This window comes from Vicinamibacterales bacterium, from assembly GCA_035699745.1.
In the GTDB taxonomy this organism is placed as follows: Bacteria; Acidobacteriota; Vicinamibacteria; order Vicinamibacterales; family 2-12-FULL-66-21; genus JAICSD01.
The window spans coordinates 87,159-113,215 of record DASSPH010000107.1 but is presented as its reverse complement, the minus strand read 5'-3'; the positions used below and the strand labels follow the sequence as shown (position 1 = coordinate 113,215).

Here is a 26,057-nt window from a genome sequence, read left to right as displayed (position 1 = left end):
TGGATGCAGGAACCCTCGCGCGCGTTCCCGGAGCCCCTCGGCCCCTACAGCGTGTCCACGAACTTGTAGTCGGGGTTTGCCTCCGACACGTAGCGCAGCTCCCAGACCGACTCGAACAGGATGACGTCGCGGTCGAGCCGATCCTTCAGCGGCAGCGCGCCCGAGGTGGTCAGCGACAGCGGCCTGGCGCTTTCCGACTGCGGCAGCGGCCAGCGGGCCGTGACGTGGGGCAGCGGCTCGAGAACCGCCTTGATGCCGTACTCCGACTGCAGCCGCGCCTCGATGACGTCGAACTGGAGCGCACCGACCACCCCGACGATCGGGTGGCGAAGCCCGGTCTGCGGCGTGAAGACCTGCATCAGCCCTTCCTCCTCGAGCTGCTGCACGGCCTCGTCGAACCGCTTGTGCCGGACGTCCGCCGGACGCAGGTAGGCGAACCGTTCGGCGGGGAACTGCGGAATGGGCGGGAACTTCACCCGCCGGCCGGAGTAGATCGTGTCCCCGATCGCCAGCCGCCCGGGATTGACCAGGCCGATGACGTCCCCCGGATATGCCTCCGGCACCGTCTCACGATCGCGTCCGAAGAACCGGTAGACGCGCGACAGCCGGATCGTCGTGCCCTGCCGCTCGTTCACCGCGGCCATGTCCTTCGACAGACGCCCCGAACAGACGCGGACGAAGGCGACGCGATCGCGGTGGCGCGGATTCATGTTCGCCTGCATCTTGAACACGAACCCCGAGAAGTCGGGGTCCGCCGGGTGGACGGTCCCGTGCTCGGCCGGCCGCGGCGCCGGGCTGGGGGCGAGCGCCAGCAGCGCGCGGAGGAACGGCTCGACGCCGAAGTCATTCAACGCGCTGCCGAAGAACACCGGCGTCTGCCGCTCGGCCCGGTACGCCTCCAGATCGAAGCGCGTTCCGGCGCCGGAGATCATCTCGACCGCGTCGATCAGGTGGCGCTGCCGTTCGGCGCCGATCATCTCCCCCAGCGCCGCGTCGGTCGGATCCTCGACCGTGACCGGCTCGGTGCGCTGTCCGCGCGCGCCGCGCTCGTAGAGGAGAACGGTGTTCTTCTCCAGGTCGTACACACCGGCGAAATCGACGCCGTCCCCCAGCGGCCAGTTCATCGGCGCCGCCGCAATCCCCAGCACGCGTTCGATCTGATCGAGGAGCTCGAACGGATCGAGCGACGGCTGGTCCAGCTTGTTGATGAACGTGAGGACCGGGAGTCCGCGCTGGCGGCAGACCTCGAACAGCTTCCGCGTCTGCGGCTCGATCCCCTTGGCGGCGTCCAGCACCATCACGACGCTGTCGACGGCCAGGAGCGTGCGGTAGGTGTCTTCGCTGAAATCCTGGTGGCCCGGCGTGTCCAGCAGCGTCACGTGATGGCCGTCGAGCTCGAATTCGAGGGCCGCGGCGCTGATCGAGATCCCGCGCTGCTGTTCCATCTCCATGAAGTCCGACACCGCGTGGCGCTGCGACTTCCGCCCCCGCACCGCCCCCGCCAGCTCGATCGCGCCCGCGTACAGCAGCAGCTTTTCCGTCAGCGTCGTCTTGCCCGCGTCGGGATGGGAAATGATGGCGAAGGTGCGGCGCCGCGCGATCTCGCGCGCCCGGGTTTCGATCTCGCCGAGCGCCTCGGCGCCCGCCGGCACCTCTGGCGTCGGACTGGTCATCGGAAGAGTGTACTGAATAGTGTACCGAATTATGATGGCGCAGAGATGAGGCTTTGGACAATCGGCATCGTTCTGCTGCTCGCGGCAGGCGCCGACCTGCAGCGCGCGGCGACCCGCGAGGCCCCGGTGTTGTCGCCCGCCGACGAGCTCGACACGATGAAGCTGCCGGCGGGCTATCGCCTCGAGCTCGTCGCCAGCGAGCCGCTCATCCAGGATCCGGTGGTGATCGACTGGGACGCCGACGGACGGCTCTGGGCGATCGAGATGCTCGGCTACATGACGGACATCCGCGCGACCAGCGAGCACGACCCGAGCGGGCGCGTGGTGATGCTCGAAGACGCCAATCGCGACGGCCGCATGGACAAGCGCACGGTCTTCGCCGAGGGACTCGTCCTGCCGCGCGCGCTGAAGGTGCTCGACAAAGGGGTGCTCGTCGCCGAGCCGCCGAACCTCTGGTACATGCGCGACACCAACGGCGACGGCAAGGCGGACACGAAGGAGCCGGTGACCGCGGCCTACGGCCGCCGCGAGGCCAACGTCGAGCACAACGCGAACACGCTGCTGTGGGCGCTCGACAACTGGATTCACACGTCGGAAGTCGATACCTACCTGCGGTTCAGGAACGGCACGTTCGAAGTCCGCCGGACGATCGCCCGGGGGCAGTGGGGCGCCTCGCAGGACGATGCCGGGCGCATCTTCAGGAACTCGAACGAGTCGGCGCTGCACGTGGATCTCGTGCCGACGCCTTATTACGCCCGCAGCACGGCGCTGACGCGCACCCGCGGCAGCTACGAGTTCCTCGGCGCGCCGAACACCGACCTGAACGAGGTATGGCCCGCGCGCCCCACTCCCGGCGTGAATCGCGGGTACCAGGCCGGCATTCTGCGACCGGACGGGACACTCGCGCACTTCACCGCCGTCTGCGCGCCCACCGTCTATCGGGGGGACCGGCTGCCGGCGGAGCTGTACGGAAACGTCTTCCTCGCCGAGCCCGCCGGCAACGTCGTCAGCCGTGTCGTGGTCAGCGACGACGGGACGACGCTGCGGGGGCGGAAGGCCTACGAGCGATCGGAGTTCCTGGCGTCCACCGACGAGCGGTTCAGGCCGGTGTTTCTCTCGTCCGCACCCGACGGCACGCTCTACGTGGTCGACATGTATCGCGGGGTCGTCCAGCACCGCGCCTACATCACCGAGTACCTGCGCGATCAGATTCTGTCTCGCGCGCTGGAACAGCCGTTGAGGCACGGCCGCATCTGGCGCGTCGTGCACGAGAGCACGCGCCGCGGACCGAGCCCCTCGCTGAGCCGCGCGACCACGGCGTCGCTGATCGACACGCTGTCGCACCCCAACGGCTGGTGGCGGGACACGGCCCAGCAACTGCTCGTGCAGCGCGCCGACAGCGCTGCCGTCGAGCCGCTGAAGAAGCTCGCGGCCGAGGCGCCGGCACCGCGCACGCGCCTGCACGCACTGTGGACGCTCGACGGCCTCGACAGCCTCGACGCCGGGCTCGTGACGCAGGCGCTCGCGCATCCGTCGCGCGACGTCCGCGTGTCGGCGCTCCGATTGTCCGAACGCTGGCTCCGGCAGGCAGACGCGGCGATGCAGGGCGCGGCGCTCGCGCTGATGTCCGACCCTGACTGGGGCGTCCGGCAGCAGTTGGCGGCGTCGGCGGGGGAGCTGCCGCGCGGCGCGAAGGAACCCGCGATCGCCTCGTTGCTGGAGCGGCACGCGCTGGATCCGGTGGCGATGGATGCGGCGCTCAGCGGCCTGCGCGGCAGCGAGTTCGCCGTCCTCGAGATGCTGCTGCGGGCCGGCGACGAGACGCCGCAGCGCGCGGCTGCCATGACGATGCTGACCGCGACGCTGGTCGCGGCCGGCGACGATGCGGCCTTGCAGCGCGTGTTCGATGCGATTGCCGACGGCGCCCGCCCGATGTGGCAACGCTCGGCGCTGCTGCGCGGGGCGGAAGTGGCGCTGCTCGGCGCCGCGGCGCCCGGCGGAGCCGGCCGGGGGCGCGGCCGGGGGACGCCGCCTCCAGACGCGCCGTGTCCGACCTGCCCGGGCGGCCGCGCGGGTCCGGGCGGCGCGGCCGCGTTTCCGAACCAGGCGACCGAGGCAGACAACGAGCTGGCGGCGCGATCCGCCGGGCTCCAGGCCGGACGGGGCCGCGGGCGGGGCGCCGCCCGTCCGCCGGTGAAGCTCACGCGCGAACCGGCGCTGGCCGCAGTCGCCGCGGCGAAGTCCGGTGAGCTCGCCTCGCGCGCCGCGGACGTCCTCGCCCGGCTCGAATGGCCGGGAAAGCCGTCTGCCGGGCCGCCCGTCACCCCGCTGACGGCCGAGCAGCAGGCCCGGTTCGACGCCGGCCGGGCGACGTACCAGAACCTGTGCCAGCCGTGTCATCAGGCGGACGGCCGCGGCCTCGAAAAACTGGCGCCGCCGCTCATCGGATCCGAGTTCGCGCTGGCCGCCAACCCGACGATCCCCGCGCGCATCGTGCTGCACGGCAAGGAAGGGGCGGTCGCGCTCATGCCGCCGCTCGGCAGCGTGCTGAGCAATGAGGAGATCGCTGCCGTGCTGACCTACATCCGGCGCGAATGGGGCCACACCGCGGCGCCGATTGCGCCGGCCGACGTCGCGCGCACGCGCCGCGACACTGCCGGACGCGCGCGTCCGTGGACGATCCCCGAGCTCACGCAGCTGCTGCGCGGCGGCCAGTGAGCGCCTAGAACCAGGTCCTCAGGCCCACGGTCATGCGGACGCGGCTCGGATCCTCGCCGACGGCTCGCGCAAAATCGGCGGTGCCGAACGTCTTTCTCGACCACGTCACGCCGATGTACGGCGCGAGCTCCCGCCGGAATTCGTAGCGCACGCGCACGCCTGTTTCGATCGTGCTCAGGCCGGCACCGATCTGCCGCGCCGGATCCGTCTTGCCATGGAGCTCGATCTCGACGAGCGGCTGCGCGATGAGGCGATTGGTCAGCAGCATGTCGTACTCGGCTTCGAGGCGGACCGAGGTGCGTCCTCCGCCTCCCACGTACGCGGTCGCCTGCACGTCGAACCAGTAGGGCGCGAGTCCCTGGATGCCGACGGCGGCCATGGTCCGCGGATCGCCGGGGCGAAAGTCCTGACGCACGCCGGCGACCACATCCCACCATCGCGAGATGCTGTGACCCCAGAGCGCGTGCACTGACGCGTGATCGACGCGCCCCTCGTCGGCGTCCATCTCGCCGCGCAGCCAGACGCGATCGATGTCGCCGCCGATCCACGTGGTGTTGTCGAGGTTCAGTCCGCGGCCCGATCCGCTCTGCCACTCGAGCTGATCGAACAGCACGAAGTAGTTGATGCGGCGATCGTGGACCGCGTGCCCGTCGAGCCCTTGTGGAAAGGCGGCCTCGCGGTCGGCCTCCGTCACCGGCGGGATCGGCTCCTTCGGGAGCGGCTGCTGCGCGGAGGCAGTCGCGGCGAGTGCGCCGCACAGCACCGCGATCGAGAGCGGAACCAGAGCGCGCCGGCTCATTCTTCCACCCGCACTTCACGAAACATTCCCGACTCCATGTGGTAGAGCAGATGACAATGGAACGCCCACCGGCCGAGCGCGTCGGCGCGGACGCGATAGCTGCGCCTCGTGCCGGGTGGCATGTCGATGGTGTGCTTGCGCACTTTGAAGGCCCCCTGCTCGTCCTCGAGGTCGCTCCACATGCCATGAAGGTGAATGGGGTGCGACATCATCGTGTCGTTCACCAGCACGATTCGGACGCGCTCGCCGTACTTCAGATGGACCGGGTGCGCATCGGCGAACTCCACGCCGTCGATCGACCAGGTGAACTTCTCCATGTGCCCGGTGAGGTGCATCTCGATCGTCCGCACCGGCTCCCGGCCGTCCGGGTCATCGAACGCGCTCTGCAGGTCGGCGTAGGTGAGCACGCGCCGGCCGTTGCCGCGAAGGCCGACGCCCGGATCGTCCAGCCGCGGCACCGGATGCATCGCCTGCATGTCGACCAGCGGATTGCCGCGCTCGGTGGGCGGGTGCTGCTGAACGGCCGCCTCCGCCGCCGGCATCGCGTGCCCGGCATGAGGGTCCGGCTGCGGCATGTGGTGCCCGGCGTGTGGATCCGCAGCAGCGGGCGCGGCGGCGCCGTGTCCCATGTCCGCCATCGTCAATTCCTGCCGGGCATCGAGCGGGGGAACCGCCGCACGGAGTCCGGCGCGGACGGCGAGCGTGCCGGCGGCGAAGCCGCTCCGATCCAGCGACTGCGCGAAGATCGTGTACGCGTCCTGATCCGAAGGTTCGACGATGACGTCGTAGGTCTCGGCCGTGGCGATGCGGAACTCGTCCACTTCGACGGGCCGCACCGGCTGGCCGTCGGCCGCGACGACGGTCAACTTGAGGCCGGGAATGCGCACGTCGAAGTAGGTCTGCGCCGATCCGTTGATGAACCGCAGCAGCACCCGCTCGCCGCGCGCGACGAGTCCGGTCCAGTTGGCGTTCGGCGCCGCGCCGTTCATCAGATACGTGTAGGTGCTGCCGGTCACGTCGGCGAGATCCGTGGACTTCATCCGCATCTGGTTCCACATGCGCCTGTCCGCGAGCGCCGCCCCGAGCCCCTGCCGGCGCACGTCGCGCACGAAGTCGCCGACCGTGCGCTGGTTGCGATTGAAGTAGTCGGACTGCTTCTTCAACTTAGCGAGAACGGTCCGCGGATCCGCGTCGGTCCAGTCGGAGAGCAGCACCACGTGCTCGCGGTCGCAGGAGCGGCGCCCGGGCGACGCCGGGTCGATGATCAACGCCCCATACAGACCGCGCTGCTCATCGAAGCCGGAGTGGCTGTGGTACCAGTAGGTGCCGTGCTGCTTCACCGTGAACCGGTAGGTGAAGGTCTCACCTGGACGGATTCCCGCGAAGCTCAGTCCTGGAACGCCGTCCATGCTGGCGGGCAGCAGGATGCCGTGCCAGTGAATCGACGTGTCCTCGTGCGCGAGCGCGTTGTGCACGCGCAGCGTGACGGTGTCCCCTTCGCGCCACCGCAGCGTCGGCGCGGGCAGCGATCCGTTGACGGTATAGGCGATCCGCCCCCGGCCGGTGAAATCCACCGGAGTCTCTCCGATGCGCAGGTCGAACGTGCTGCCGGACAACTCGCGCGCGGCGCCGGTCTGCGCCGACAGCCGCGGCTGCCACACGCCTGCGGCCGCGAGCGCGCCGCCGGCGGCGAGCCCCGTGACGAACGTTCTTCTCGAAATCTCGTGTTCCCGCATGTCTCCCTCTCAACGGCTGAATGGATCACGCACCGCCGGCGGGCGCATTACAGGCGCGCGCACCCGGAGCGCGAGGTCAGGCGAGCGGGACGATCAGATGCGGAGCGGAGGACGCGGACCGGATGAGCCGGGATGCGGCGCGCGGGCCGCCGTCCCGTCGAACAGGGAGTGCCCGAGGTGCGGCCAGAGTGACGACGGCAGCGGCAGCGCGGCCGGGGTGTCGGCGACGGCGCGGCGCGACGTGACCTCTGCCGGCGCCAGCACGCCATGTTCGCCCGTGCAGGAGTTCGCCGGGGTGAATCGCACCGCGTCGGCAGGTGAGGGCATCGACTGGCAGTGAGCGGCGGGTGCGGACGAGGTGTCGCCGACCGGCTGGGCGGCGGTGCGGCACGGCGCCGCGCACAACACATCCGCGCCCGCGCACATCGCGAACAGGAACACGAGCGCCGCCGCCGTCAACCGGTGCCAACGATCCCGCACCGTTCGAGTATAGCCCGTCGCGCGCCCTATACTGATCGGATGCCAGAGGACGCTGCCGACCCGCCCGCCGCGCTGCAGACGCTGCTCGAGAATCATCGCGCGTTCCTGCGGTACCTCGAGCGCAAGGTGGGCGATCGCGGCGCCGCCGAAGACATTCTCCAGGAGGCGTTCACGCGCAATCTCGAGCGCGTCGAGACGCTGCAGGACGAAGCGATCGTGCCGTGGTTCTATCGAACCTTGCGCAACGCCGCGATCGACTATCACCGGCGGCGCGGGGCCGCCGGCCGGGCGATGGAGGCCTTTGCCAGGGAGTTGGAGACCCGGCACGAGCCGGCGCCGGACATGGCCGCGGAGATCTGCGCGTGCGTGACGCGGCTCGCCGCGACGCTGAAGCCCGAATACGCCGACGTGCTGCGCAGCGTCGACGTCGAGGGGCTGCCGGTCAAGACCTTCGCCGAGACCCGTCGGCTGACCGCCAGCAATGCCGGCGTGCGCGTCTTTCGCGCCCGCGAGGCGCTCCGCAAGCGGGTGACGCAGTCCTGCGGCACCTGTGCCGAGCACGGCTGCGTCGATTGCACCTGCCGCGCGCATGTAATGAACTGACCGCTGCTGCGTTTCCCTGGCAGAGAAGCGGAGAATGGAGACGCACATGGAGCGCGACGTCGTCTGCGGCATGGTGGTCGATCCCGCGAAGGCCGCGGGATCGAGCCTGCACGCGGGCAAGACCTACTATTTCTGTTCGAAAGGCTGTCAAGCCAGGTTCGACGCCAATCCGGACCTCTATCTGGGGCCCGGGCGCCCGCCTGCGGCGATGGCCGCGCCGGTGACGCTGCACCGCAAGCATCCGGCTGCGCCAGCCGGGCCGCCGGCGGCGCCGCCTCAGCCCGCGGCGCACGCCGGGCCGGCGCACGGGGCTCCCGCCGCGCAGACGGAATACACCTGTCCCATGCACCCCGAGATCCGCCAGATCGGACCGGGGTCGTGTCCGATCTGCGGCATGGCGCTGGAGCCCGTCGACGCTTCGGTCGACGAGGGGAACCCCGAGCTGGACGACATGACGCGGCGGCTCCGCATCTCGTTTGCGCTGACCCTGCCGATTCTGGCGTTCATGGTGTCGGAGCTGCTGCCCGGAGATCCGCTGCAGACGCTGCTCCCGCACGGCTGGAGGAACTGGATCGAGATGGCATTCGCCGCGCCGGTCGTGCTCTGGGGCGGCCTGCCGTTCTTCGAGCGCGGCTGGGCCTCGATCGTCAGCCGTCACCTGAACATGTTCACGCTGATCGCGCTCGGCGTCGGCGCGGCGTTCGTCTACAGCGTCGTCGGAACGATCGCGCCGGGGGTGTTCCCCGAGGCGTCTCGGATGCACGGGCAGGTGGCGGTCTACTTCGAACCCGCCGCGGTCATCGTCGTCCTCGTGCTGCTCGGACAGGTGCTCGAACTGCGCGCGCGAGGCCGCACCGGCGCCGCGATCCGCAACCTGCTGGGGCTCGCGCCGAAGACGGCGCGCCGGATCGGCGCGGACGGCGCCGAGGCCGACATTCCGCTCGAGCACGTGCATCCGGGCGATCGGCTGCGCGTCCGGCCCGGCGAGCGGATCCCCGTGGACGGCGTCGTCGTCGACGGCCACACCACCGTGGACGAGTCGATGGTGACCGGCGAGCCAATCCCGGTGGAGAAGATCGCCGGATCCCCCGTCACCGGCGGGACGGTGAACGGCACCGGCAGCGTGGTGATGGAGGCGCGCCGCGTCGGCGCGGACACGCTGCTCGCCCAGATCGTCCGCATGGTCGGAGAGGCGCAGCGGTCGCGCGCGCCGATCCAACGGCTGGCCGACACGGTGTCGGCGTGGTTCGTGCCGATCGTCATCGGCGTGGCGCTCGTCACGTTCGTCGTGTGGTCGACGTGGGGACCGGATCCGCGACTGGCGCATGCGCTGGTCAACGCGGTGGCGGTCCTGATCATCGCCTGCCCGTGCGCGCTCGGGCTGGCGACGCCGATGTCGATCATGGTCGGCACGGGCCGAGGAGCGGAAGCGGGCGTGCTGTTCCGCGACGCGGAAGCGCTCGAGGTCCTCGAGAAGGTGACGACCCTCGTCGTCGACAAGACCGGGACGCTGACTGAAGGACGCCCGCGGCTGGTGAACGTGATTCCGGCGCCGGGCGTCGATGCGAACGAGCTGCTGCGGCTTGCCGCGAGCGTGGAGCACGTGAGCGAGCACCCGCTCGCCACGGCAATCGCGGCCGCGGCGCAGGAACGCGGACTGGCGTTCGAAAAGGTCGCCGGGTTCCAGTCGACGACCGGTCAGGGGGTCGCGGGGCATGTCGCCGGCCGGGACGTCTCGGTCGGCAATCTCACCCACCTCGAGACCAGGCGCATCGACCCCGGCGGCTTCGCGCAGCAGGCGGAGCAGCTGCGCACGCAGGGACAGACGGCGATGTTCGTCACCATCGACGGCGCGGCGGCGGGCGTGCTGGCGGTGGCGGATCCGATCAAGAAGGGGGCGGCGGACGCGATCAAGGCGCTGCACGAGGACGGCATCCGGGTGGTGATGCTCACCGGAGACAGCCGGGCGACGGCGGACCACGTCGCGCGCGCCGTGAACATCGACCGCGTCGAAGCGGACGTCCTGCCGGCGCGCAAAGCGGAGGTGGTGCGCGAGCTGCAGCGCGGCGGCGGCCGCATCGCGATGGCGGGCGACGGCATCAACGACGCGCCGGCGCTCGCCCAGGCTGACGTGGGCATCGCGATGGGCACCGGCACGGACGTCGCGATCGAAAGCGCGGGCGTCACGCTCGTCAAAGGAGACCTGGCCGGCATCGTCCGCGCCCGGCGCCTCAGCCGCGCGACGATGACGAACATCCGGCAGAACCTGTTCTTCGCCTTCGTCTACAACGTGATCGGCGTGCCGGTCGCGGCCGGCGTGCTGTATCCCGTGTTCGGGCTCCTCCTCAGCCCGATGATCGCGAGCGCCGCCATGACGTTCAGCTCCGTGTCGGTGATCGGCAACGCGCTGCGCCTGCGGCGCGTGTCGTTGTGACCCCCGGCGTGAATCCCTGATGTGGTACGAGCTGGCGGTATCGGCGGGAGCGCTGCTCGCCGGGATGATCGCCGCGCTCGCCGGGTTCGGCATCGGCAGCGTGCTGACGCCGCTGCTGGCGCTCCGGGTGGACGCCAAGCTGGCGGTGGCGGCGGTGGCGATCCCTCACGTCGCGGGCACCGCGCTGCGCTTCTGGCTGCTGCGGAGCCGCCTCGATCGGCGGATCTTCGTGTGGTTCGGCGCGACGAGCGCCGCCGGCGGCCTGGCCGGGGCGCTGCTGCATGCGTGGGCGTCCAGCCGGGCGCTCGCCATCGTCTTCGGCGGCCTGCTGCTGTTCGTCGGCTGCTCCGAGCTCACCGGATTCATGTCGCGCGTGCGGCTCGGCCGGCGCACGGCGTGGTTCGTCGGCGCGCTGTCGGGTCTGCTGGGCGGCATGGTGGGAAACCAGGGGGGCATCCGTTCGGCTGCGCTGCTGGCGTTCGAGACGGACAAGCGCGCATTCGTCGCGACCGCGACCGCCGTCGGCCTGATCGTGGACGCCGCGCGGCTGCCGGTGTACCTGGCGGGTGAATGGCCGCGGCTGGTGTCGATGGCCTGGCTCATCGGCCTCGCGACCGCCGGCGTGCTGCTCGGCACGGTGGCGGGCATGCGGCTGCTGCCGCGGATTCCGGAGCGGGTGTTCAGGATCGTGGTCGCGCTGCTGCTGCTCGCGCTCGGCGCGTGGATGGTGCTACGACCGGCCTGACCGCTGCAGGTGACGGCGGAACGCGGCGAGGGTCTGCGCGCTGACGTGGTGCTCGATCCCCTCCGCATCCTCTTGCACGACCGCCTCGGGGATGCCGAGCGAGCGCAGGAAGTCGACGACCAGCTCGTGCCGCTCGCGCGACTGGCGGGCGAGCCGCGCGCCGCGGGCGGTGAGGAAGATCGCGCGATACGGCTGGCTCGAGGTGTAGCCGTCGCGCTGCAGCCGCGCCACCGTGCGGATGACCGTGACGTGCGAGACGCCGAGCCGGCGCGCGAGATCCACGGCGCGGGCTTCGCCGGTGCTGGCGGTCAGTTCGGCGATCGCTTCGACGTAGTCTTCCGCCGTTTCGCGTGAGTGCTTGCGCCGCGTCTGCCGCAGGGCGCGGGCCTGCAGTTCCGCGGTGCGGACCGCACCCGATGTCCGTTTCATCGCCGCTCAGCATACCGCACGCCGCCGCCAGCCCGGCCATTTGACACGCGGCGCGCCAGGATGTAGTCTCAGCTACATTCTGAATCCTCTGACACACACAGCCCGCGTCCTCCTGCTTCTCGGTTCGATCGCCGCAGCGCCGGCCGCGGCGCAGACGCCGCCGGCCCCGCCGCCCGCGGAGCGGGCGACGGCGCTCTCCGGCTACATGGAATTCCATTTCAACAAGCCGGAGCTGCGCGACGGGCAGCTCGACTTCCATCGCTTCGTGCTGCTGGTGACGCACCGCTTCAGCGACCGCATCCGGTTCGTCGGCGAGCTCGAGCTGGAACACGCCATCGTCGAGGGGCTGGAGGACGCCGGCGAGCTGGAGCTCGAACAGGCGTACGTCGATTTCATGCTGTCGCGGGCGCTGAACGTCCGCGCCGGGATGATGCTGATGCCGGTGGGGATCATCAACGAGCGCCACGAGCCGCCGATCTACTACGGCGTCGAGCGGCCGTTCGTCGATACCGTCATCGTGCCGACGACCTGGTTCGAGGTGGGTGCCGGGGTGCACGGCGAAGTCGGACGCGGCTGGCGCTATCGCGCATTCGTCACCTCGCCGCTCGACGCCAGCCGGTTCAGCGCGGACGAAGGGATTCGCGGCGGACTGCAGAAGGGGGCCGAGACCAACATCGGCCGTCCGGCGCTCACCGGCCGCCTCGAGTACGCCGGCGTCCGGGGGCTCACCGCCGGTGCCAGCGTCTGGAGCGGCCGCTCGGGATTCGCGTTCCGTCCGCGGTTCGAAGTGCCGGTCACCGTCACCGAGGCGGACGTGCGCTACTCGCGCGATCGCCTCGAGCTGCGCGGCCAGTTCGCGCACGTCGGCATCGACCATGCCGCCGAGCTGAACGATGCGCTCGGCCGCGCGATCGGGATCGATCCGAACATCGCGCGCCGGCTGCGCGGCTTCTACGGTGAAGCGGGATATCGGGTCGTCTCCGGCGCGTCGTTCGGCGACATCGGCCTGTTCGCGCGCTACGAGAATTTCGACACCCAGTTCCGCATGCCGGCCGGCTATCTGCCGCTCAAGAGTCTCGACCGCGACGCCATCGTGACCGGCTTCACCTACTGGCCGGATCCGGACGTCGCCGTGAAGCTCGACTACTCGATCGTGCGCAACCGCAGCGCCGTGCTCAAGGCGCCCGATTCGCTGAACATCGGCCTGGGATGGTGGTTCTGATGCCCCGCGTATTTCTGCATGGCGTTCTGCTCCTGATGGTGTCCTCGCTTGCCGTATCGGCGCGCGCCGGCGCCGGCGCGGCGCCGCAGGACCCGCCGCAGGTGATCGAGATCGACGCCGAGCGGTTCAGCTTCTCCCCGTCGCAGTTCCGCGTCAAAGCCGAGACGCCGGTGGAGTTCCATCTGCGCAGCGAAGACACCGACCACGGCTTCCGGATTCTCGGCACCGACATCAACGTGACGATCCCCAAGCGCGGCAAGGGGACCGCCACCGTGACCTTCGTGCCGCCGAAACCGGGGCGCTATGTCTTCGAGTGCTCGAAGGTGTGTGGAGCAGGGCACGCGTTCATGCGCGGCACCCTGATCGCCGAATGACGCGCCCGCTCGGCGCCATCGCCGTCGCGGCGCTCGTCCTTGCCGCCGCGATCGCCGCCGCGCAATCGCCATCGGGCGGGCCGGGGGCCCCGCTGGCGGGCATCACCGCGGTCGAATTCGAGGAGTTCCGTCTGGGCCTCGACGACTTCACGGAAGTGGAAGCCGCGGAAGAAGGGCTCGGCCCGGCGTTCAACGGCACCAGCTGCGCCGTCTGCCACAACGTGCCCGCCATCGGCGGCGGCGGCCTCATCGCCGAGATCCGCGCCGGCCGGCGGAACGCGCAAGGGGAGTTCGAGACGCTCGACGCCTCGGGCGAGACGTTGTTCCACCTGTTCTCCGTTCCGGGCCACGGCTGTCAGCCGATGGTGCCGGTCGAGGCGAACGTGTTCGCGCGCCGCGTGCCGATCCCGCTCTTCGGCGCCGGACTCGTGGAAGCGATTCCCGACGAGACGCTGCGCGCGCTCGAAGATCCGGCCGATCGCGATCGCGACGGCGTCAGCGGACGCGCCGCGCTCGTCACCGACGTCGCCAGCGGCGAGCGCCGCGTCGGACGGTTCGGGTGGAAGGCACAGCACGCCACGCTCCTCGCGTTCGGCGCGGATGCCTATCGCAACGAGATGGGCATCACCAACGATCTGTTCCCCGCCGAAGTCGCCTACGGCGTCTCCGCGGCGCAGATGCGGCTGTGCGATCGCTTTCCCGACCCCGAGGACATCCGCGATCCGCTGACGCGGCGGCGCGGCATCGACAACTTCGCGAGCTTCATGCGGCTGCTCGCGCCGGTGGCGCGCGGCGGCGTGGACGACGAGGTCCGCGCCGGCGAGCAGGTGTTCACCGCGATCGGCTGCGCCGCCTGCCACGTGCCGGCGTTGCAGACCGGCCCCAGCGCGAATCCGGTCTTTCACCGCAAGGTCGTGCCGCTCTTCTCCGATCTGCTGCTGCACGACATCGGGACCGGCGACGGCATTCGCCAGGGTGTCGCGGCGTCGGACGAAATCCGCACGCCGGCGCTGTGGGGGCTGCGCCTGCGCCGGCCGCTGCTGCACGACGGGTCCGCGGCCACGCCGGAAGACGCGATCCGCCGCCACGGCGGCGAAGCGGAGCTCGCGCGCCGCGGGTTCGAGCGTCTGTCGGACGCCGACCGCGCGGCGCTGCGGGCGTTCCTGCGCTCGCTCTGATCCCGCCTCTACTGAATCGCGACGACGGTGGGGAACGGCCGCACGGTGACGCTGCCATCCCCGGTGAGCCAACCCGTGAGCTTGCGAGGCAGCGTCTTTCTCACGTCACCCCGGCTCGGCGCGATCGCCGCCGCCATGGTGCCGCTGCGCTCCACTCGCGGCCGCGCCGCCCGGCGGCGCGGTTCGACGACGGGCGAGGAAAGCGTCCCGTCCGCCACCACGACGGACGGGACCATCTCCGCGTAGGATTGCGCCGGCAGCGGCGCCTCGGACGAGACGGGTGCGCTGCCGGACGGGGGGAGGATGAGGGGGGCGGCGATCAGCGCCGTCGTGATGACGGCGGCCACGGACTGGCCGAGCAGTTCGCGCTTCTGCGCCTGAGACAACCGCGCAGGTACATCGACTGGCGTCGGGACGATGCTGGTTGCTTCCACGCCGGAGAGTGGTCCAAAGACCGCGCCGCCGGGCACTGGCTACCCGCGTGGTGCGCAACGCATTGACGGACAGGGGGATCGCGCGCGGCCGGCGAATGTGCGGAGAAGGCGCACACCTGCAGCGTTCCTGCTCGCGGTCGAACGAACTTACACGACGAATTTACACGAGCGCGGAATCTGTAACCGGCTTACAGATCCGGGATCCGCTCGATGGCGATGACGCGATCGCGGATCCGCGCATAGACGGACGGCGGCAGGATCTTGCGCGTCTCGAGTTCGTGCTTCACCTTGTACGGCCGGTTGGCGATGATCCGCCTCGCGTAGACCGCCGTGATGCCGGGCAGGCGCTGCAGTTGCGCCGCGGTCGCGGCGTTGAGATCCACGAGGGACGGATCGCGTCCCGGCGAGGACGAACGGGGATTCTGCGCGCAGCCGGTCACGACGAGCAGCACCAGCGCGACGCCGATGAGGGCGAGCCGCTTCACCCGAACAACTTTACCGCCTCCGCGCGCGGCGAACCACAAACCGGGACGCGCGCGGCGACGTCCAATGCCGCATGACGCCGTGGAAACGCTTTCCGATCGTTCTGCTCGCGGCGGCAATCGCCGCCGTCGCCGCGTCGGCTCAGAGCCCGGCGCAGAATGCCACCGACGCCGAGCGCCTCGTTCGGGCCCTCGACATCCGTCCCGGCAGCGTCGTCGGCGAGATTGGCGCCGGCGATGGCGAGCTGACCGTCGCCATGGCGAAAGCGGTCGGGGACTCGGGGAGGGTGTTCAGCAACGAGGTCAACAAGGATCGCGTCAAGACGATCGAACAGGCCGCCGCGAAGGCCGGCCTCCAGCAGGTGACCGTGCTCGAGGGGCACCCGACGCAGACGAACTTCCCGGCGCAGTGCTGCGACGCGATCTTCATGCGCAACGTGTATCACCACTTCGGCGATCCGCCGGCGATGAACGCCAGCCTTCGGGATTCGCTGAAGCCGGGCGGCAGGCTCGCGATCATCGATTTCACGCCGCCGCCCGGCGGCGAAGCGGCCCCCGGGAAGCGCGGCGAGGACGGCCACCACGGCATCAGTGCCGAAACGCTGGCGGCCGAGCTGAAAGCCGCCGGCTTCGAGATCGTGTCGGCCGCGACAGACGCCCGGTCGGTGTTCGTCGTCGCGCGGAAGCCGTCCTGACGCTCGTCCCGGGACGAGGGACCCCGCCGAGCTGCGCCTATTCGAGATTCAGCGCCGTCATGGGCTCGATGCGCAGGGCGCGGCGCGCCGGAAGGTAACTGGCGAGGCCGGCGACCAGGGCGAGACCGAGCACGACCAGCGCGATCGTCGCCGGGTCCAGGGGCGTCACCTCGAACAGCAGCGACTGGATCGCGCGCGTGAGCGGAATCGCGCCGGCAAGTCCGATCGCCAGGCCGATGCCGGCGATCGCCAGCCCGCGGCCCACGATCATCCGCAGGATGTCGCGGGAGCTTGCCCCGAGCGCGACGCGGATGCCGATTTCGCGCGTCCGCTGCGCGACGAAGTAGGCGAGCACGCCGAAGACGCCGATGCTCGCCAGCGTGATGGCGAGCGCCGCGAACGTGCCGAGCAGAATGGTCCGGAAGCGCGGCTCCGAGACCGCCTCGGATGCCAGCTCCGACATCAACTGCACGTCGTTGAGCGACATGCCGGGATCGACGGCCGCGAACGCGCGGCGGATCTGCGGCACGAGCGCGGTTGCCTGGGCCTGTCCTTTGACCACGAAGTACAGCCCGCGCGACCAGGTCGTCATGAACCCCGGCTCGAGCTGTGCGTAGGGGATGCTGACCTCGGGGCGCGCCTCGGCGGCCGGGCCGGCATGTTTGATATCGGCGATCACGCCCACGACGGTGCGCCATTCGCGCAGCCCGTTCTCGCGCACGCGGGCCCCGATGGCATTGCGGCCGCCGAGATACCGCCGGGCGAATCCCTCGTTCACCACCGCGACCGGCTGCGATCCGGTGCGGTCCGCGGCGGTGAATGTCCGCCCCGCCGTCAGCCGTGCGCCCAGTGCCGCGAAGTAGTCGCCGGTGACGCCCCGCATGCCGGCCACCGGGTCGTCGTCTGCCGTACGCGGCGTATAGCCGTCGACCGAGAATCCATTCTCGATGTTCTGCCCGCTGAGCGGCAGCGCAGTGGTGGCGCCGGCGGTGGCGACTCCGGGAATCGCCGCAACCCCGTCGAGAAGCCGATCGGCGGCGGCGGTCATCGCACTCGCGTCCGCATAGCGGCGCGGCGACAGCACCGCCGAGAACGTGAGCTGCCCGTCAGCGTCGAACCCATGGTCGACCGAGGTGAGGCGGACCAGGCTGTGGAGCGTCACGCCGGCGCCGATCAGCAGCACTACCGAGAGCGCCACCTCGCCGACGACAAGCACGACGCGGAACCGCTGACGCCCCCGCCCGGCGCTCACGCTGCGGCCCCCGGCCCGCAGCGCGTCCGCCGGATCGCCCGCGGCCCCCTGCAGCGCGGGGGCGAGACCGAACATCAGCGCGGTCGCGAACGACAACGCCAGCGTCGCCGCAAGCACCCGGCCGTCCAGCACCGCCTCGGAGATGCGCGGGATGTCGGCGGGTCCGAGCGCGACGAGCGCCGAGATTCCCCAACTCGCGAGCGCGAGCGCGCCGCCGGCGCCGAGCGCATACAACACGGCGGTCTCGGCGAGGAACTGACGCACGAGCGGCCAGCGCGCGGCGCCCAGCGCCTGGCGTATCGCCACCTCGCGGTGGCGCGCCGTGGCGCGGGCGAGGAGCAGATTCGTCACGTTCGCGCACGCGATCAGCACGACGAGGCCCACCGCCCCGAGCAGCACGTACAGCGGCATCTTGACGTCGCGGACGGTGAAGTCGTCGAGCGACACGGCACGTGCGGCCATGGCCGCGTTCGTGTCCGGGTACTGCGCCGCCAGCGCCGAGGCAATCGACGCGATCTCCGCGTTCGCCTGTTCGTGCGACACGCCCGGCTTCAGCCGCCCGACGATCTGCATGTAGTGCGAGGCGCGGTTCAGCGGAGGCATGTCCGCCGTCCGCGGCGAGGGGAGCGGCACCCACAGGGCGTAGCGCGGAGACGGGTACTCGAACCCCGCCGGCATCACGCCGGCGATCGTCCACGGCTTGCCGTTGATCGTGACCGTCGAGCCGATCGCCGACGGCTGCCCGCCGAACCGGCGGCGCCACAAGCCGTGCGAAAGGACGACGACGTTTTCCTTGCCGGGCGTGAACTCGTCCGCGGCAAACGTGCGGCCCGCCGCGGGCGCGACGCCGAGCACCTTGAAGAAGTCCGGCGTGACCACTTGTCCGATCACCAGTTCCGGGTCCCCGCTGCCGCTGAACGTGAACCCGGTGCCGATGTGGCCCGCCATCGCCTCGAACGTGCGGGCGCGCGCGCGGTAGTCTTCGAAGTCGAGCGGCGTCGCCCGGATCGTGTTCATCTCCGGGGCGTTCGTGCTCACGTTGAACACCAGCATCAGCCGGTCCTGTTCGGGATACGGCAGCGGACGCAGCAGCACGGCGTTGACGACGCCGAACATCAGCGACGTCACGCCGATGCCGAGCGCCAGCGTCGACGCGGCCGTCAGCGTGAAGCCGGGCGAGCGGAAGAGCGTGCGGGCGGCAAGCCGGAAGTCCTGGATCATGAGGGGCGCTCGAGCAACCGCGGTGCCGCGCCGCCAGGGACCAAACCCGCGGAAAACGGGACGATCCGCGCGGATCCGGGGATCACGGCCGTTCGGCGCCGGTCAGCGGCGTCCCGGCTTCGGACAATCGAATTCCGCGTGCCGCGGCGCGCGCCGACGACCACGCCCACTGGAAATTGAACCCGCCAATCCGGCCGTCCACGTCCAGGATCTCACCCACCAGAAACAGTCCGGGACAGACGCGGGACTCCATCGTCTGCGGGTGGATCTCGTCGAGGCGCACGCCGCCGGCGGTGACCTCCGCGTAGTTGTAGCCGCGTGTGTCGATGACCGGGAGGGGCCATGCGACGAGCGCGTGGACCAGGCGCCGGCGATCGTCGCGGGTGAGCGACGACAGCTGGCCGTCGGCCGGGAGGCCGAGCACGCCGAGCATCGCGCCGGCGAGCTTCTCCGGCAGGTGCGACGAGAGGAAGCCGCGCAGCGTGGCGTGTGGACGGTCGCGCGCCGCGTCGATCCATTCGCGGTCGACCGCATCGAAGGGGGAGCCGGAGCGGAAGTTGACGGTCACCCGCGCGTCGCGCTGCTCCACGCGCGCGCGAGCCCAGTGCCGCGACGCGTTCAGGACGACGGGACCGCTGACCCCGAAGTGGGTGAAGAGCAGCGCCCCCGACAAGCGCGTGGCGATCGCGCCGTCGACCCAGACGGAGAGTTCGACGTCGACCGCGGTGCCGGACAGGGCAGCGTGGATGCCGTGCGGCTCGAGCACCAGCGGCACGAGCGCCGGCGTCTGTGCGACGAGCGAGTGCCCGAGGGTCCGCGCCAGCTCGTAGCCGGCGCCGTCGCTGCCGGTCTTCGGCAGCGACCGGCCCCCGGTGGCCAGCACGACGACCCGCGCGTTGAGCGGGCCGGCGGAGGTCTGCAGCTCGAACCCGCCATTGGCCTTGCGAACCGCCGACACGCGCGCCGCCGGCTGGAGCCGGCCGCCGCGGCGCGCCAGCTCGCGCAGCAGCGCGTCGAGCACGTCCCGCGCGCGGTTGGAATCCGGGAAGAGCTTCCCACCCGGCTCCTCGTGCAGCGGAACGCCGATCTCCTCGAAGAAGCGCACGGTGTCGGCCACCGGCAGGGCGTTCAGCACGCGCCGGACGATGGTGCGCTTCCCGCCCCAGAAGTCCCCGTCGGTGACGACGCTGTTCGTGACGTTGCAGCGCGTGCCGCCGCTGACCAGGATTTTCGCCCCCGGCCGCGGTGAGCCGTCCAGCACCGCGACGCTCAGCCGGGGGGAGTCCCGCCGGGTGAAGATGCCCGCCGCGAGTCCGGCCGCCCCGGCGCCGACCACGGCGACATCACAGCCCAGCTTGAAAAAATCCACCGCAGCAGCGTACACTGCGCCCGTTCCCCGCTAACTGAGCAGGTGTTGGTGTCTGACTACGCCGTGCAGCCTGGTGCGCGCGTCGTCTGGTGCATGAAGCGCCGTACGACGGATGTGCGATGTGTCCTGTTCGCCGCCGGCATGCCGGTCGAGGTACAGGTCGTCCACGGCCGCGACATCGTGGTCACGGAGATGTTCCAGGAAGAATGGATGGCGATGAACTGGGCGCGGGCCTACCGCGAACGGCTCCGCGTCCAGGGCTGGAACGACGTCGCCGACGACTCGGCTACCTGAACACCACCGCCGCCGCTGCCCACAACAGAACGGCGACGACGGAGGCGAGCGTGAGATCCTTCCAAAGCGGGGGCGCCTGATCGATGGTGGGGTCGGGGAACTCGAGGCCGCTCAGCCGCGGTTCGGTTCTCCACCGTTCGATCGTCCACTCGTCGGCTTTCCGCATCGTCCGCCTCCGGTCTGGTTGAACGGGCTGGCAGTTACAAATCCGGCGCCAGACCGGCGCATGACGGATCGTTGACGATCGTGCCCGCCCCGCAGGACCGGCTGGCATGTTTCGATGCGGCTCACGTCGGCGTGTAGTACACTCCCCGACGCCAGCCCTTCGTCCGCACGCGAGGTACGCCGTGTCTCCATTCGCGCGATCCGTCGCCGTCGCCGCCGCCGGTCTGGTTCTTCTGGCCGGGGACGCGGTCCTCACCCGGCAGCAACAAGCCCCGGCGCCGCCACAGCCTCCTCGATTCCGCACGGAGACGAACCTGGTCCGGGTCGACGTCTATGCGACGAAGGACGGCGCGCCCGTGCAGGACCTGAAGGCCGAGGACTTCGAGGTCCTCGAGGACAACGCCCCGCAGAAGATCGACAGCTTCGAGCACATCGTCGTCACCCCCGCGGGACCGACCGACACGCTGGTCGAGCCGTCGTCGGTGCAGCAGGCGAACCAGCTGGCCGCCGATCCGCGCCGGCGCGTGTTCGTCCTCTATCTGGATACCGAGCACGTCGGCTACGAGGGGGCGTTCAGGATCAAGGAGCCGCTGATCGAGCTGATGACGCGCATCATGAGCGCGGACGATCTCGTCGGCATCATGACGCCGACCATGAGCCCGTCGCAGATCACGTTCGGCCGCCGCACGCAGGTGATCGAGGAGGGCTTGCGCCGGAACTGGACGTGGGGCAGACGGGAGTCGATCCTGCTGGACGAGCGGGAGGAGCTGTACGCGCAGTGTTACCCGCCGACCAAGGAAAATGAGCCGTACCCCTCGTATCTGGCGCAGAAGATGATCGATCGGCGCCGGGAGCGGCTGGTGCTCGACAGCCTCCAGGATCTCATCCGCCACATGGGCGCGATCCGCGAAGGGCGGACTGCGGTGATCACGGTCACCGACGGCTGGAAACTGTTCCGGCCCGATCCGTCGATGACGCTCCTGCGCACCGACAGCCAGGGCAACCAGGCGGACCCGATTCCCGGAGGTCCGCCGCCGGTCGGCGTCGGTCCCGCCGGCGGCCTGACCACGCGGGTCAACAACGGCGGCTTCCAGCCGAGCGATCGCACGGAGTGCGAGAAGGAGCGCGCCGAGCTCGCGATGGTGGACAACGAGTTGATGTTCCGGAACCTGTTCGGCGACGCCAACCGCAGCAACGTCAGCTTCTATCCCATCGATCCCCGCGGACTGCCGGCATTCGACACGCCGATGGGGCCGCGCAAGCCGCTCGGCCCGATCGCCGATCACGCGCAGCTGGTGCGGCGGCAGGAATCGCTGCACACGCTCGCGCTCAACACCGACGGACTGGCGCTGCTGAACAGCAACGACCTGCGCATGCAGCTTCGGCGCGTCGCCGCCGATCTGACGTCCTACTATCTGCTCGGCTACTACTCGACCAACAGCAGACTGGACGGCAAGTTCCGCAGCATCAAGGTGCGCTCCAGGCGGCCGGGGATCGAGGTCCGCTCGCGCAACGGGTACCGCGCCGCGACGAAGGAGGAAGTCGACGCCGCCCGCGCCTCGGCCAGCGGGCCGGTCCCCGATACGAAAGCGGCGCTGACGAAGGCGCTTGGCGCCATCGAGATCGACGCGCGGGCCCAGGGGCGGGCGACCAGGCGCGGCGAAGGGGAACCGATGATCTTCCATCGCGGTCCGATGACGGGCAACGTGCTGACGCCCGCGAACGGCCGCGTCTTCCCCCGCAGCTCACGGGTGCGCCTCGAGATGGAAGCGGCGGCCGGCGATCCGGTCTGGAGCGGGGTGCTGCTGGACCGCAACGGCGCCAGGACGGTGGTGCCGGTCGGCGTGAGCGAGCGCACCGATGCCGCCGGACAGCGCTGGCTCACCGCTGACATCACGCTGGCCCCGCTCGGCGCCGGCGATTACGTCGTCGAGCTGACGCGGGCGTCCGGATCGGAGCAGAAGAAAACGCTGGTCGCGATCAGGGTCGATCGCTGAGCCGCCGATCCGTCAGCAACGAGACACGCGGGACACATGCGCTGAGGAGACACCGGCACGCTGGCTACACGACGCCGAATAATCATCGTGACCCTCACCGTGGTTGCGGTGGCCGCTGTGACGTGGGTGCTCTGGCCGTCTGGTCGACCATTCGACCCGGTTGCGTGGAACGACCAGACACAAATGGAGGAAGGCATACGGCTGGCCATGGCTGACCGCATCGTGGCGCGCCGGATGTTGTCGGGCAAGACCCGGCCTGAGGTGGTCGCCATGCTGGGCGAGCCGCCGAAAACGGACTACTTCTCCGACTGGGACCTGGTTTACTGGCTCGGCCCCGAGCGCGGGTTCATCAGCATCGATTCCGAGTGGCTTGTCGTGCGGTTCGACGCAAACAACCGGGTCTTTCAGTATCGCATCGTGCGGGATTGAGGCGGCTCGGCCGTTGTCACGGGTCGGCAGGACAACTTCCGCGTGATCACGGGAGCGTGAAAGTTGGAGCGGGCTACGGGGATCGAACCCGTCTAACTGGCTTGGGAAGCCAGGACATTACCACTATGCTAAGCCCGCGTCTGTTCCGATTTTAGCAGCGTCGCGCGCTGCTCTCAAGGACCTGTCGGCCGAGGCCGGCAGGCGTCACCCCACCGGCGCTCCCGACTGTCCGGTTCGAGAGACGGGGCCGGCTCGCGGCCCCCCTGAGTCACGACCGGATGAACGCGAGCACCTCGTCGCGCTTTTCCTCCATCAGCTTCTGCGTCGTCGCCTCGAGATTGAGCCGGAGCATCGGCTCGGTGTTCGACCCGCGCACGTTGAAGTGCCAGTCGGGGAACTCGGCCGACACGCCGTCGAGCGAATAGACCTTGCCGGCGCTGTACTTGGCCGCCAGGCCGTCGATCTTCGCCGCCGCCTTCCGCATGTCCGCGACCTTGGTGTTGATCTCGCCCGAGATGAAGTACTTCTCGCGCAGCGGCGCCAGCAGCTCGCGCAGCGTCTGCCCCTTGCGCGACATCAGCTCGAGAATCAGCAGCGCCGGAATGAAGCCGTTGTCGGCGTAGAAGTTGTCGCGGAAATAGTAGTGCCCGGTGACCTCGCCGCCGAAGATGGCGTTGTCTTCGCGCATGCGGCGTTTGAAGAAGGCGTGCCCGACGCGGTTCATCAACGCCTCGCTCCCGTACTTCGCGGCGGTGTCCTTGACGGCGTAGCTGGCGCGGACGTCGTAGACGATCTTTGCCCCCGGATGCTTGATCAGGAACGCCTCGGCGAGCAGCGCGGTGACGAAGTCGCCGGCGACGAACTCGCCGTCGCCGTCGAGGAAGAAGCAGCGGTCGGCATCGCCGTCCCAGGCGATCCCGATGTCGGCCTGCTCCGCGATCACCCGCTCGGTGATGTCGCGGCGGTTTTCCTCGATCAGCGGGTTGGCTTCGTGGTTCGGGAAGGTGCCGTCGACGTCGAAGCAGAGCGTGGTCAGCTTGCGCGTCGGGATGTGCCTGAAGAGCAGCGGCGCGACCATGCCGGCGATCCCGCTGCCGGCGTCGAGCACCACGTTGAACGGCTTGACGATCGACACGTCGATGAACGACAGCACGTGCTTCACGTAGTCGTCGACGACGTTCGACTGCGACAGCGTCCCGCGCTTCGCTGCCGGCGCGGGCAGCCGGTTCTGCGCGATCATGTCGCGGATGTCGTTGATCCCCGACTCGCCCGACAGGGGGAACGCCTCCTTCCGCACCATCTTGATGCCGTTGTATTCCTTCGGGTTGTGCGAGGCGGTGATCTGCACGCCCCCGTCGTGTCCATCGCGGGCGACGGCGTAGTAGAGCATGTCCGTGCCCATCAGTCCGTAGTCGACGACGTCGGCTCCCTGCTCGAGGGCCCCTTCGATGAAAGCGGCGGCCATCGAAGGGGAGGACAGGCGCATGTCGCGCGAGACGGCGATGCGGGTCGCGTCGAGATAGGCGACGAAGCCGCGGCCGATCCGCCGCGCCGCATCCTCGTTGACTTCCTGGGGATAGAGGCCGCGGACGTCGTAGGCCTTGAAGATCGCTGGGTTGATGGTCATATGTTCGAGATCCGAGGTTCGAGGTTCGAGGTTCGGTCGTGTGCGCTGTGGATCAGATCCTGCTGAAGTCGGTGATCACCGTTTTGTCTCCGAGCACGGAGGGGGATTCGATGACCGCGCTGCGGCCGACGTGGCAGTTGCGGCCGAGGATCGAGCCGCGCACCACCGCGTCGGGGCCGATCCAGCCGTTCGGCCAGACGATCGATCCGTCCACCGTGGCCCCTTCGTCGACATGCGTCTGCTTGCCGATCACGGCGTAGGGCAGAATCTTCGCGCCCGCCTTGATGACCGCTCCCTCGTCGATGAAGCACGGACCTTCCACGTGCGCCTGCTCGTCGACACGGGCCTCCGGTGAGATCCAGGCGGCCGGGCCGCCGCTGAACGGTGGAGCGGAGTAGCGGCCGTCCATGATGTCGCGGTGCACCTGCAGGTACTTCGCCGGCGTGCCGATGTCGATCCAGTAGCCGTCGTAGACGTAGGCGACGAAGGTCTCGCCGCGCTCGATCAGGGACGGGAAGAAGCTGCGCTCGATCGACCACGCAGTGTCTTTCGGGATGCGGTCGAAGGTGTCCGGCTCGAGAACGTAGATGCCGGCGTTGATCGTATTGCAGGTGATCTCGTCTTCCCCCGGCTTCTCCAGGAAGCGGCGGATGTTGCCGTCCCGATCGGTCTCGACCAGTCCGTAGGCGCGCGGGTTGTCGACCGGCGTCAGCACGATCGTCGCCTTGGCTTTGCGCTCGCGGTGCAGCCGCAGGACCGCCGCGAGATCCACCTGGGTCAGCACGTCGCCGTTGAACACGACGACCGATTCGGTCAGCGAGTCGCCGGCATAGCGGATGGCGCCGCCGGTGCCGAGCGGCATCGGTTCGACGACGTAGCGGATGCGCAGCCCGAGCCCCTGTCCCTCGCCGAAGATCTCCTCGATGCGGCGCGGTTGATAGTTCAGGCTGAGGATGACCTCGTCGATCTCCGCAATCTGTTTCAGTTGATCGATCTGGTAATAGAGAAACGGCCGGTTCAGGATCGGAACGATCGGCTTCGGCGTGTGCACCGTCATCGGGCGCAGCCGCGTCCCTTTGCCTCCGGCGAGCAGGATGGCCTTCATGTCAATCCTTGATTCTATGCTTTTGATAGAATCGCGCCAAGAATGAACCTCCCGAACGCCCTGACCGTCGGCAGGATTTTTCTCGTGCCGCTGCTCGTGGTGGTGCTGCTGACGAAGTTCGAGGGGCGGATGATCCTGGGGATCCCGAAGGAGCTGGTCGGCGCGGCGATCTTTGGCGTCGCCTCCCTCACCGACGTGCTCGACGGCTACCTGGCGCGCCGGCGCAAGCAGATCACCACGCTCGGGCAGCTGATGGACCCGCTGGCCGACAAGCTGCTCATCACCGCCGCGCTGATCTCGCTGGTGCAGCTCGATCTCGCGCCGGCGTGGATGGTCGCGGTGATCCTCGGCCGCGAGTTCGCCGTCACCGTGCTCCGCAGCATCGCGCACGGCAAGGGCATGGTGATCGCCGCGTCGCCGCTCGGCAAGTTCAAGATGGTCGCGGAAGTGATCGCGATTCTCGCCCTGATCCTCGGCCAGGATCAGCTGCAGCAGTTCTACGTGATCGGCATCATCGCGCTGTGGATTGCGATGCTCGCCGCCACGATCTCCGGCATCGACTACTACCGCCGCTTCGCCCAGTCAGGGCTGTAGAC

Annotated in this window: 24 protein-coding genes and 1 tRNA gene; 12 read left to right on the top strand and 13 right to left on the bottom strand. The window is 69.7% G+C overall.

Translation table 11 applies throughout. From position 1 onward, the window contains the following. Positions 1-44 precede the first annotated feature (44 nt). Complete coding sequence (locus VFK57_24865) at positions 45-1,673, bottom strand: peptide chain release factor 3 (GenBank protein HET7698974.1); 1,629 nt, start codon at positions 1,671-1,673, stop codon at positions 45-47. Positions 1,674-1,718: 45 nt separating this feature from the next. Between VFK57_24865 and VFK57_24860 the strand changes: the two genes are divergently transcribed. Then, positions 1,719-4,391, top strand: a complete 2,673-nt coding sequence (locus VFK57_24860) for a c-type cytochrome (GenBank protein ID HET7698973.1) — start codon at positions 1,719-1,721, stop codon at positions 4,389-4,391. A 4-nt stretch (positions 4,392-4,395) separates the two neighbouring features. Here the strand turns inward: VFK57_24860 and VFK57_24855 are convergent, their stop codons facing one another. The 3 genes from VFK57_24855 to VFK57_24845 form a co-directional block, all read right to left on the bottom strand. Continuing rightward, positions 4,396-5,190: a copper resistance protein B gene (locus tag VFK57_24855; protein ID HET7698972.1), complete on the bottom strand. Its 795-nt coding sequence runs from the start codon at positions 5,188-5,190 to the stop codon at positions 4,396-4,398. Further along, on the bottom strand, positions 5,187-6,926 hold the full coding sequence (locus tag VFK57_24850) for a copper resistance system multicopper oxidase (GenBank protein ID HET7698971.1): 1,740 nt from the start codon (positions 6,924-6,926) through the stop codon (positions 5,187-5,189). Before VFK57_24850 ends, VFK57_24855 begins: the two co-directional genes overlap by 4 nt. Before the next feature lie 93 nt (positions 6,927-7,019). After that, positions 7,020-7,406: a hypothetical protein gene (locus VFK57_24845; GenBank protein HET7698970.1), complete on the bottom strand. Its 387-nt coding sequence runs from the start codon at positions 7,404-7,406 to the stop codon at positions 7,020-7,022. Positions 7,407-7,445: 39 nt separating this feature from the next. Here VFK57_24845 and VFK57_24840 point away from each other — a divergent pair, with 39 nt between their 5' ends. Genes VFK57_24840 through VFK57_24830 form a run of 3 tightly spaced genes read left to right on the top strand, consistent with a single transcriptional unit; the run spans position 7,446 to position 11,188 of the window. Continuing rightward, a complete protein-coding gene (locus tag VFK57_24840) occupies positions 7,446-8,009 on the top strand; it encodes a sigma-70 family RNA polymerase sigma factor (protein HET7698969.1) in 564 nt (187 codons plus the stop codon). Between the two features lie 34 nt (positions 8,010-8,043). Next, a complete protein-coding gene (locus VFK57_24835) occupies positions 8,044-10,443 on the top strand; it encodes a heavy metal translocating P-type ATPase (protein HET7698968.1) in 2,400 nt (799 codons plus the stop codon). A 19-nt stretch (positions 10,444-10,462) separates the two neighbouring features. Then, positions 10,463-11,188, top strand: a complete 726-nt coding sequence (locus VFK57_24830) for a sulfite exporter TauE/SafE family protein (GenBank protein ID HET7698967.1) — start codon at positions 10,463-10,465, stop codon at positions 11,186-11,188. On the opposite strand, the gene mntR is transcribed toward VFK57_24830, so the two are convergent. Continuing rightward, the gene (gene mntR / locus VFK57_24825) at positions 11,174-11,617 is read right to left on the bottom strand and encodes a manganese-binding transcriptional regulator MntR (GenBank protein HET7698966.1); all 444 of its coding nucleotides are present in this window, start codon (positions 11,615-11,617) and stop codon (positions 11,174-11,176) included. The genes VFK57_24830 and mntR overlap by 15 nt on opposite strands. Before the next feature lie 205 nt (positions 11,618-11,822). Between mntR and VFK57_24820 the strand changes: the two genes are divergently transcribed. From VFK57_24820 to VFK57_24810, 3 genes are read left to right on the top strand one after another with little or no spacing between them, the layout of a single operon-like run. Continuing rightward, entirely contained in the window at positions 11,823-12,839 is a 1,017-nt protein-coding gene (locus VFK57_24820; protein ID HET7698965.1) for a hypothetical protein, read from the top strand. Beyond that, complete coding sequence (locus tag VFK57_24815) at positions 12,839-13,213, top strand: cupredoxin domain-containing protein (protein HET7698964.1); 375 nt, start codon at positions 12,839-12,841, stop codon at positions 13,211-13,213. The genes VFK57_24820 and VFK57_24815 overlap by 1 nt, the downstream gene beginning before the upstream one ends. Then, positions 13,210-14,391 carry a di-heme oxidoredictase family protein gene (locus VFK57_24810; protein ID HET7698963.1) on the top strand — a complete coding sequence of 394 codons (1,182 nt, stop codon included), beginning with the start codon at positions 13,210-13,212 and terminating at the stop codon, positions 14,389-14,391. The genes VFK57_24815 and VFK57_24810 overlap by 4 nt, the downstream gene beginning before the upstream one ends. Positions 14,392-14,399: 8 nt before the next feature. Here the strand turns inward: VFK57_24810 and VFK57_24805 are convergent, their stop codons facing one another. Together VFK57_24805 and VFK57_24800 are read right to left on the bottom strand one after the other, a co-directional pair. Further along, entirely contained in the window at positions 14,400-14,777 is a 378-nt protein-coding gene (locus VFK57_24805; GenBank protein HET7698962.1) for a hypothetical protein, read from the bottom strand. A 236-nt stretch (positions 14,778-15,013) separates the two neighbouring features. Next, positions 15,014-15,310, bottom strand: coding sequence for a helix-hairpin-helix domain-containing protein (locus tag VFK57_24800; protein HET7698961.1), 297 nt, complete (start codon positions 15,308-15,310; stop codon positions 15,014-15,016). Between the two features lie 71 nt (positions 15,311-15,381). On the opposite strand from VFK57_24800, the gene VFK57_24795 reads away from it, so the two are divergent. Beyond that, the gene (locus VFK57_24795) at positions 15,382-16,002 is read left to right on the top strand and encodes a methyltransferase domain-containing protein (GenBank protein HET7698960.1); all 621 of its coding nucleotides are present in this window, start codon (positions 15,382-15,384) and stop codon (positions 16,000-16,002) included. Positions 16,003-16,039: 37 nt separating this feature from the next. Here VFK57_24795 and VFK57_24790 read toward each other — a convergent pair whose 3' ends face one another. Both VFK57_24790 and VFK57_24785 read right to left on the bottom strand, forming a co-directional pair. Next, entirely contained in the window at positions 16,040-18,475 is a 2,436-nt protein-coding gene (locus VFK57_24790) for an ABC transporter permease (GenBank protein HET7698959.1), read from the bottom strand. An 82-nt stretch (positions 18,476-18,557) separates the two neighbouring features. Beyond that, positions 18,558-19,844 (bottom strand): aminoacetone oxidase family FAD-binding enzyme, encoded by a 1,287-nt coding sequence (locus VFK57_24785; GenBank protein HET7698958.1) that lies wholly within the window; start codon positions 19,842-19,844, stop codon positions 18,558-18,560. A 48-nt stretch (positions 19,845-19,892) separates the two neighbouring features. Here VFK57_24785 and VFK57_24780 point away from each other — a divergent pair, with 48 nt between their 5' ends. Then, a complete protein-coding gene (locus VFK57_24780; GenBank protein ID HET7698957.1) occupies positions 19,893-20,138 on the top strand; it encodes a hypothetical protein in 246 nt (81 codons plus the stop codon). On the opposite strand, the gene VFK57_24775 is transcribed toward VFK57_24780, so the two are convergent. Beyond that, on the bottom strand, positions 20,131-20,304 hold the full coding sequence (locus VFK57_24775) for a hypothetical protein (protein HET7698956.1): 174 nt from the start codon (positions 20,302-20,304) through the stop codon (positions 20,131-20,133). The genes VFK57_24780 and VFK57_24775 overlap by 8 nt on opposite strands. 181 nt (positions 20,305-20,485) lie before the next feature. Between VFK57_24775 and VFK57_24770 the strand changes: the two genes are divergently transcribed. Continuing rightward, a complete protein-coding gene (locus VFK57_24770; GenBank protein ID HET7698955.1) occupies positions 20,486-22,300 on the top strand; it encodes a VWA domain-containing protein in 1,815 nt (604 codons plus the stop codon). A gap of 87 nt (positions 22,301-22,387) precedes the next feature. Continuing rightward, a complete protein-coding gene (locus tag VFK57_24765; protein ID HET7698954.1) occupies positions 22,388-22,729 on the top strand; it encodes a hypothetical protein in 342 nt (113 codons plus the stop codon). 64 nt (positions 22,730-22,793) lie between these two features. Here VFK57_24765 and VFK57_24760 read toward each other — a convergent pair. From VFK57_24760 to VFK57_24750, 3 genes are all read right to left on the bottom strand, one after another. Beyond that, positions 22,794-22,867, bottom strand: a tRNA-Gly gene (locus tag VFK57_24760). Positions 22,868-22,997: 130 nt separating this feature from the next. Next, the gene (locus VFK57_24755) at positions 22,998-24,356 is read right to left on the bottom strand and encodes a phosphomannomutase/phosphoglucomutase (protein HET7698953.1); all 1,359 of its coding nucleotides are present in this window, start codon (positions 24,354-24,356) and stop codon (positions 22,998-23,000) included. 52 nt (positions 24,357-24,408) lie between these two features. Further along, the gene (locus VFK57_24750; protein HET7698952.1) at positions 24,409-25,461 is read right to left on the bottom strand and encodes an NDP-sugar synthase; all 1,053 of its coding nucleotides are present in this window, start codon (positions 25,459-25,461) and stop codon (positions 24,409-24,411) included. Between the two features lie 42 nt (positions 25,462-25,503). Here VFK57_24750 and pgsA point away from each other — a divergent pair, with 42 nt between their 5' ends. Then, complete coding sequence (gene pgsA / locus VFK57_24745) at positions 25,504-26,055, top strand: CDP-diacylglycerol--glycerol-3-phosphate 3-phosphatidyltransferase (GenBank protein ID HET7698951.1); 552 nt, start codon at positions 25,504-25,506, stop codon at positions 26,053-26,055. The last annotated feature ends 2 nt before the right edge of the window (positions 26,056-26,057 follow it).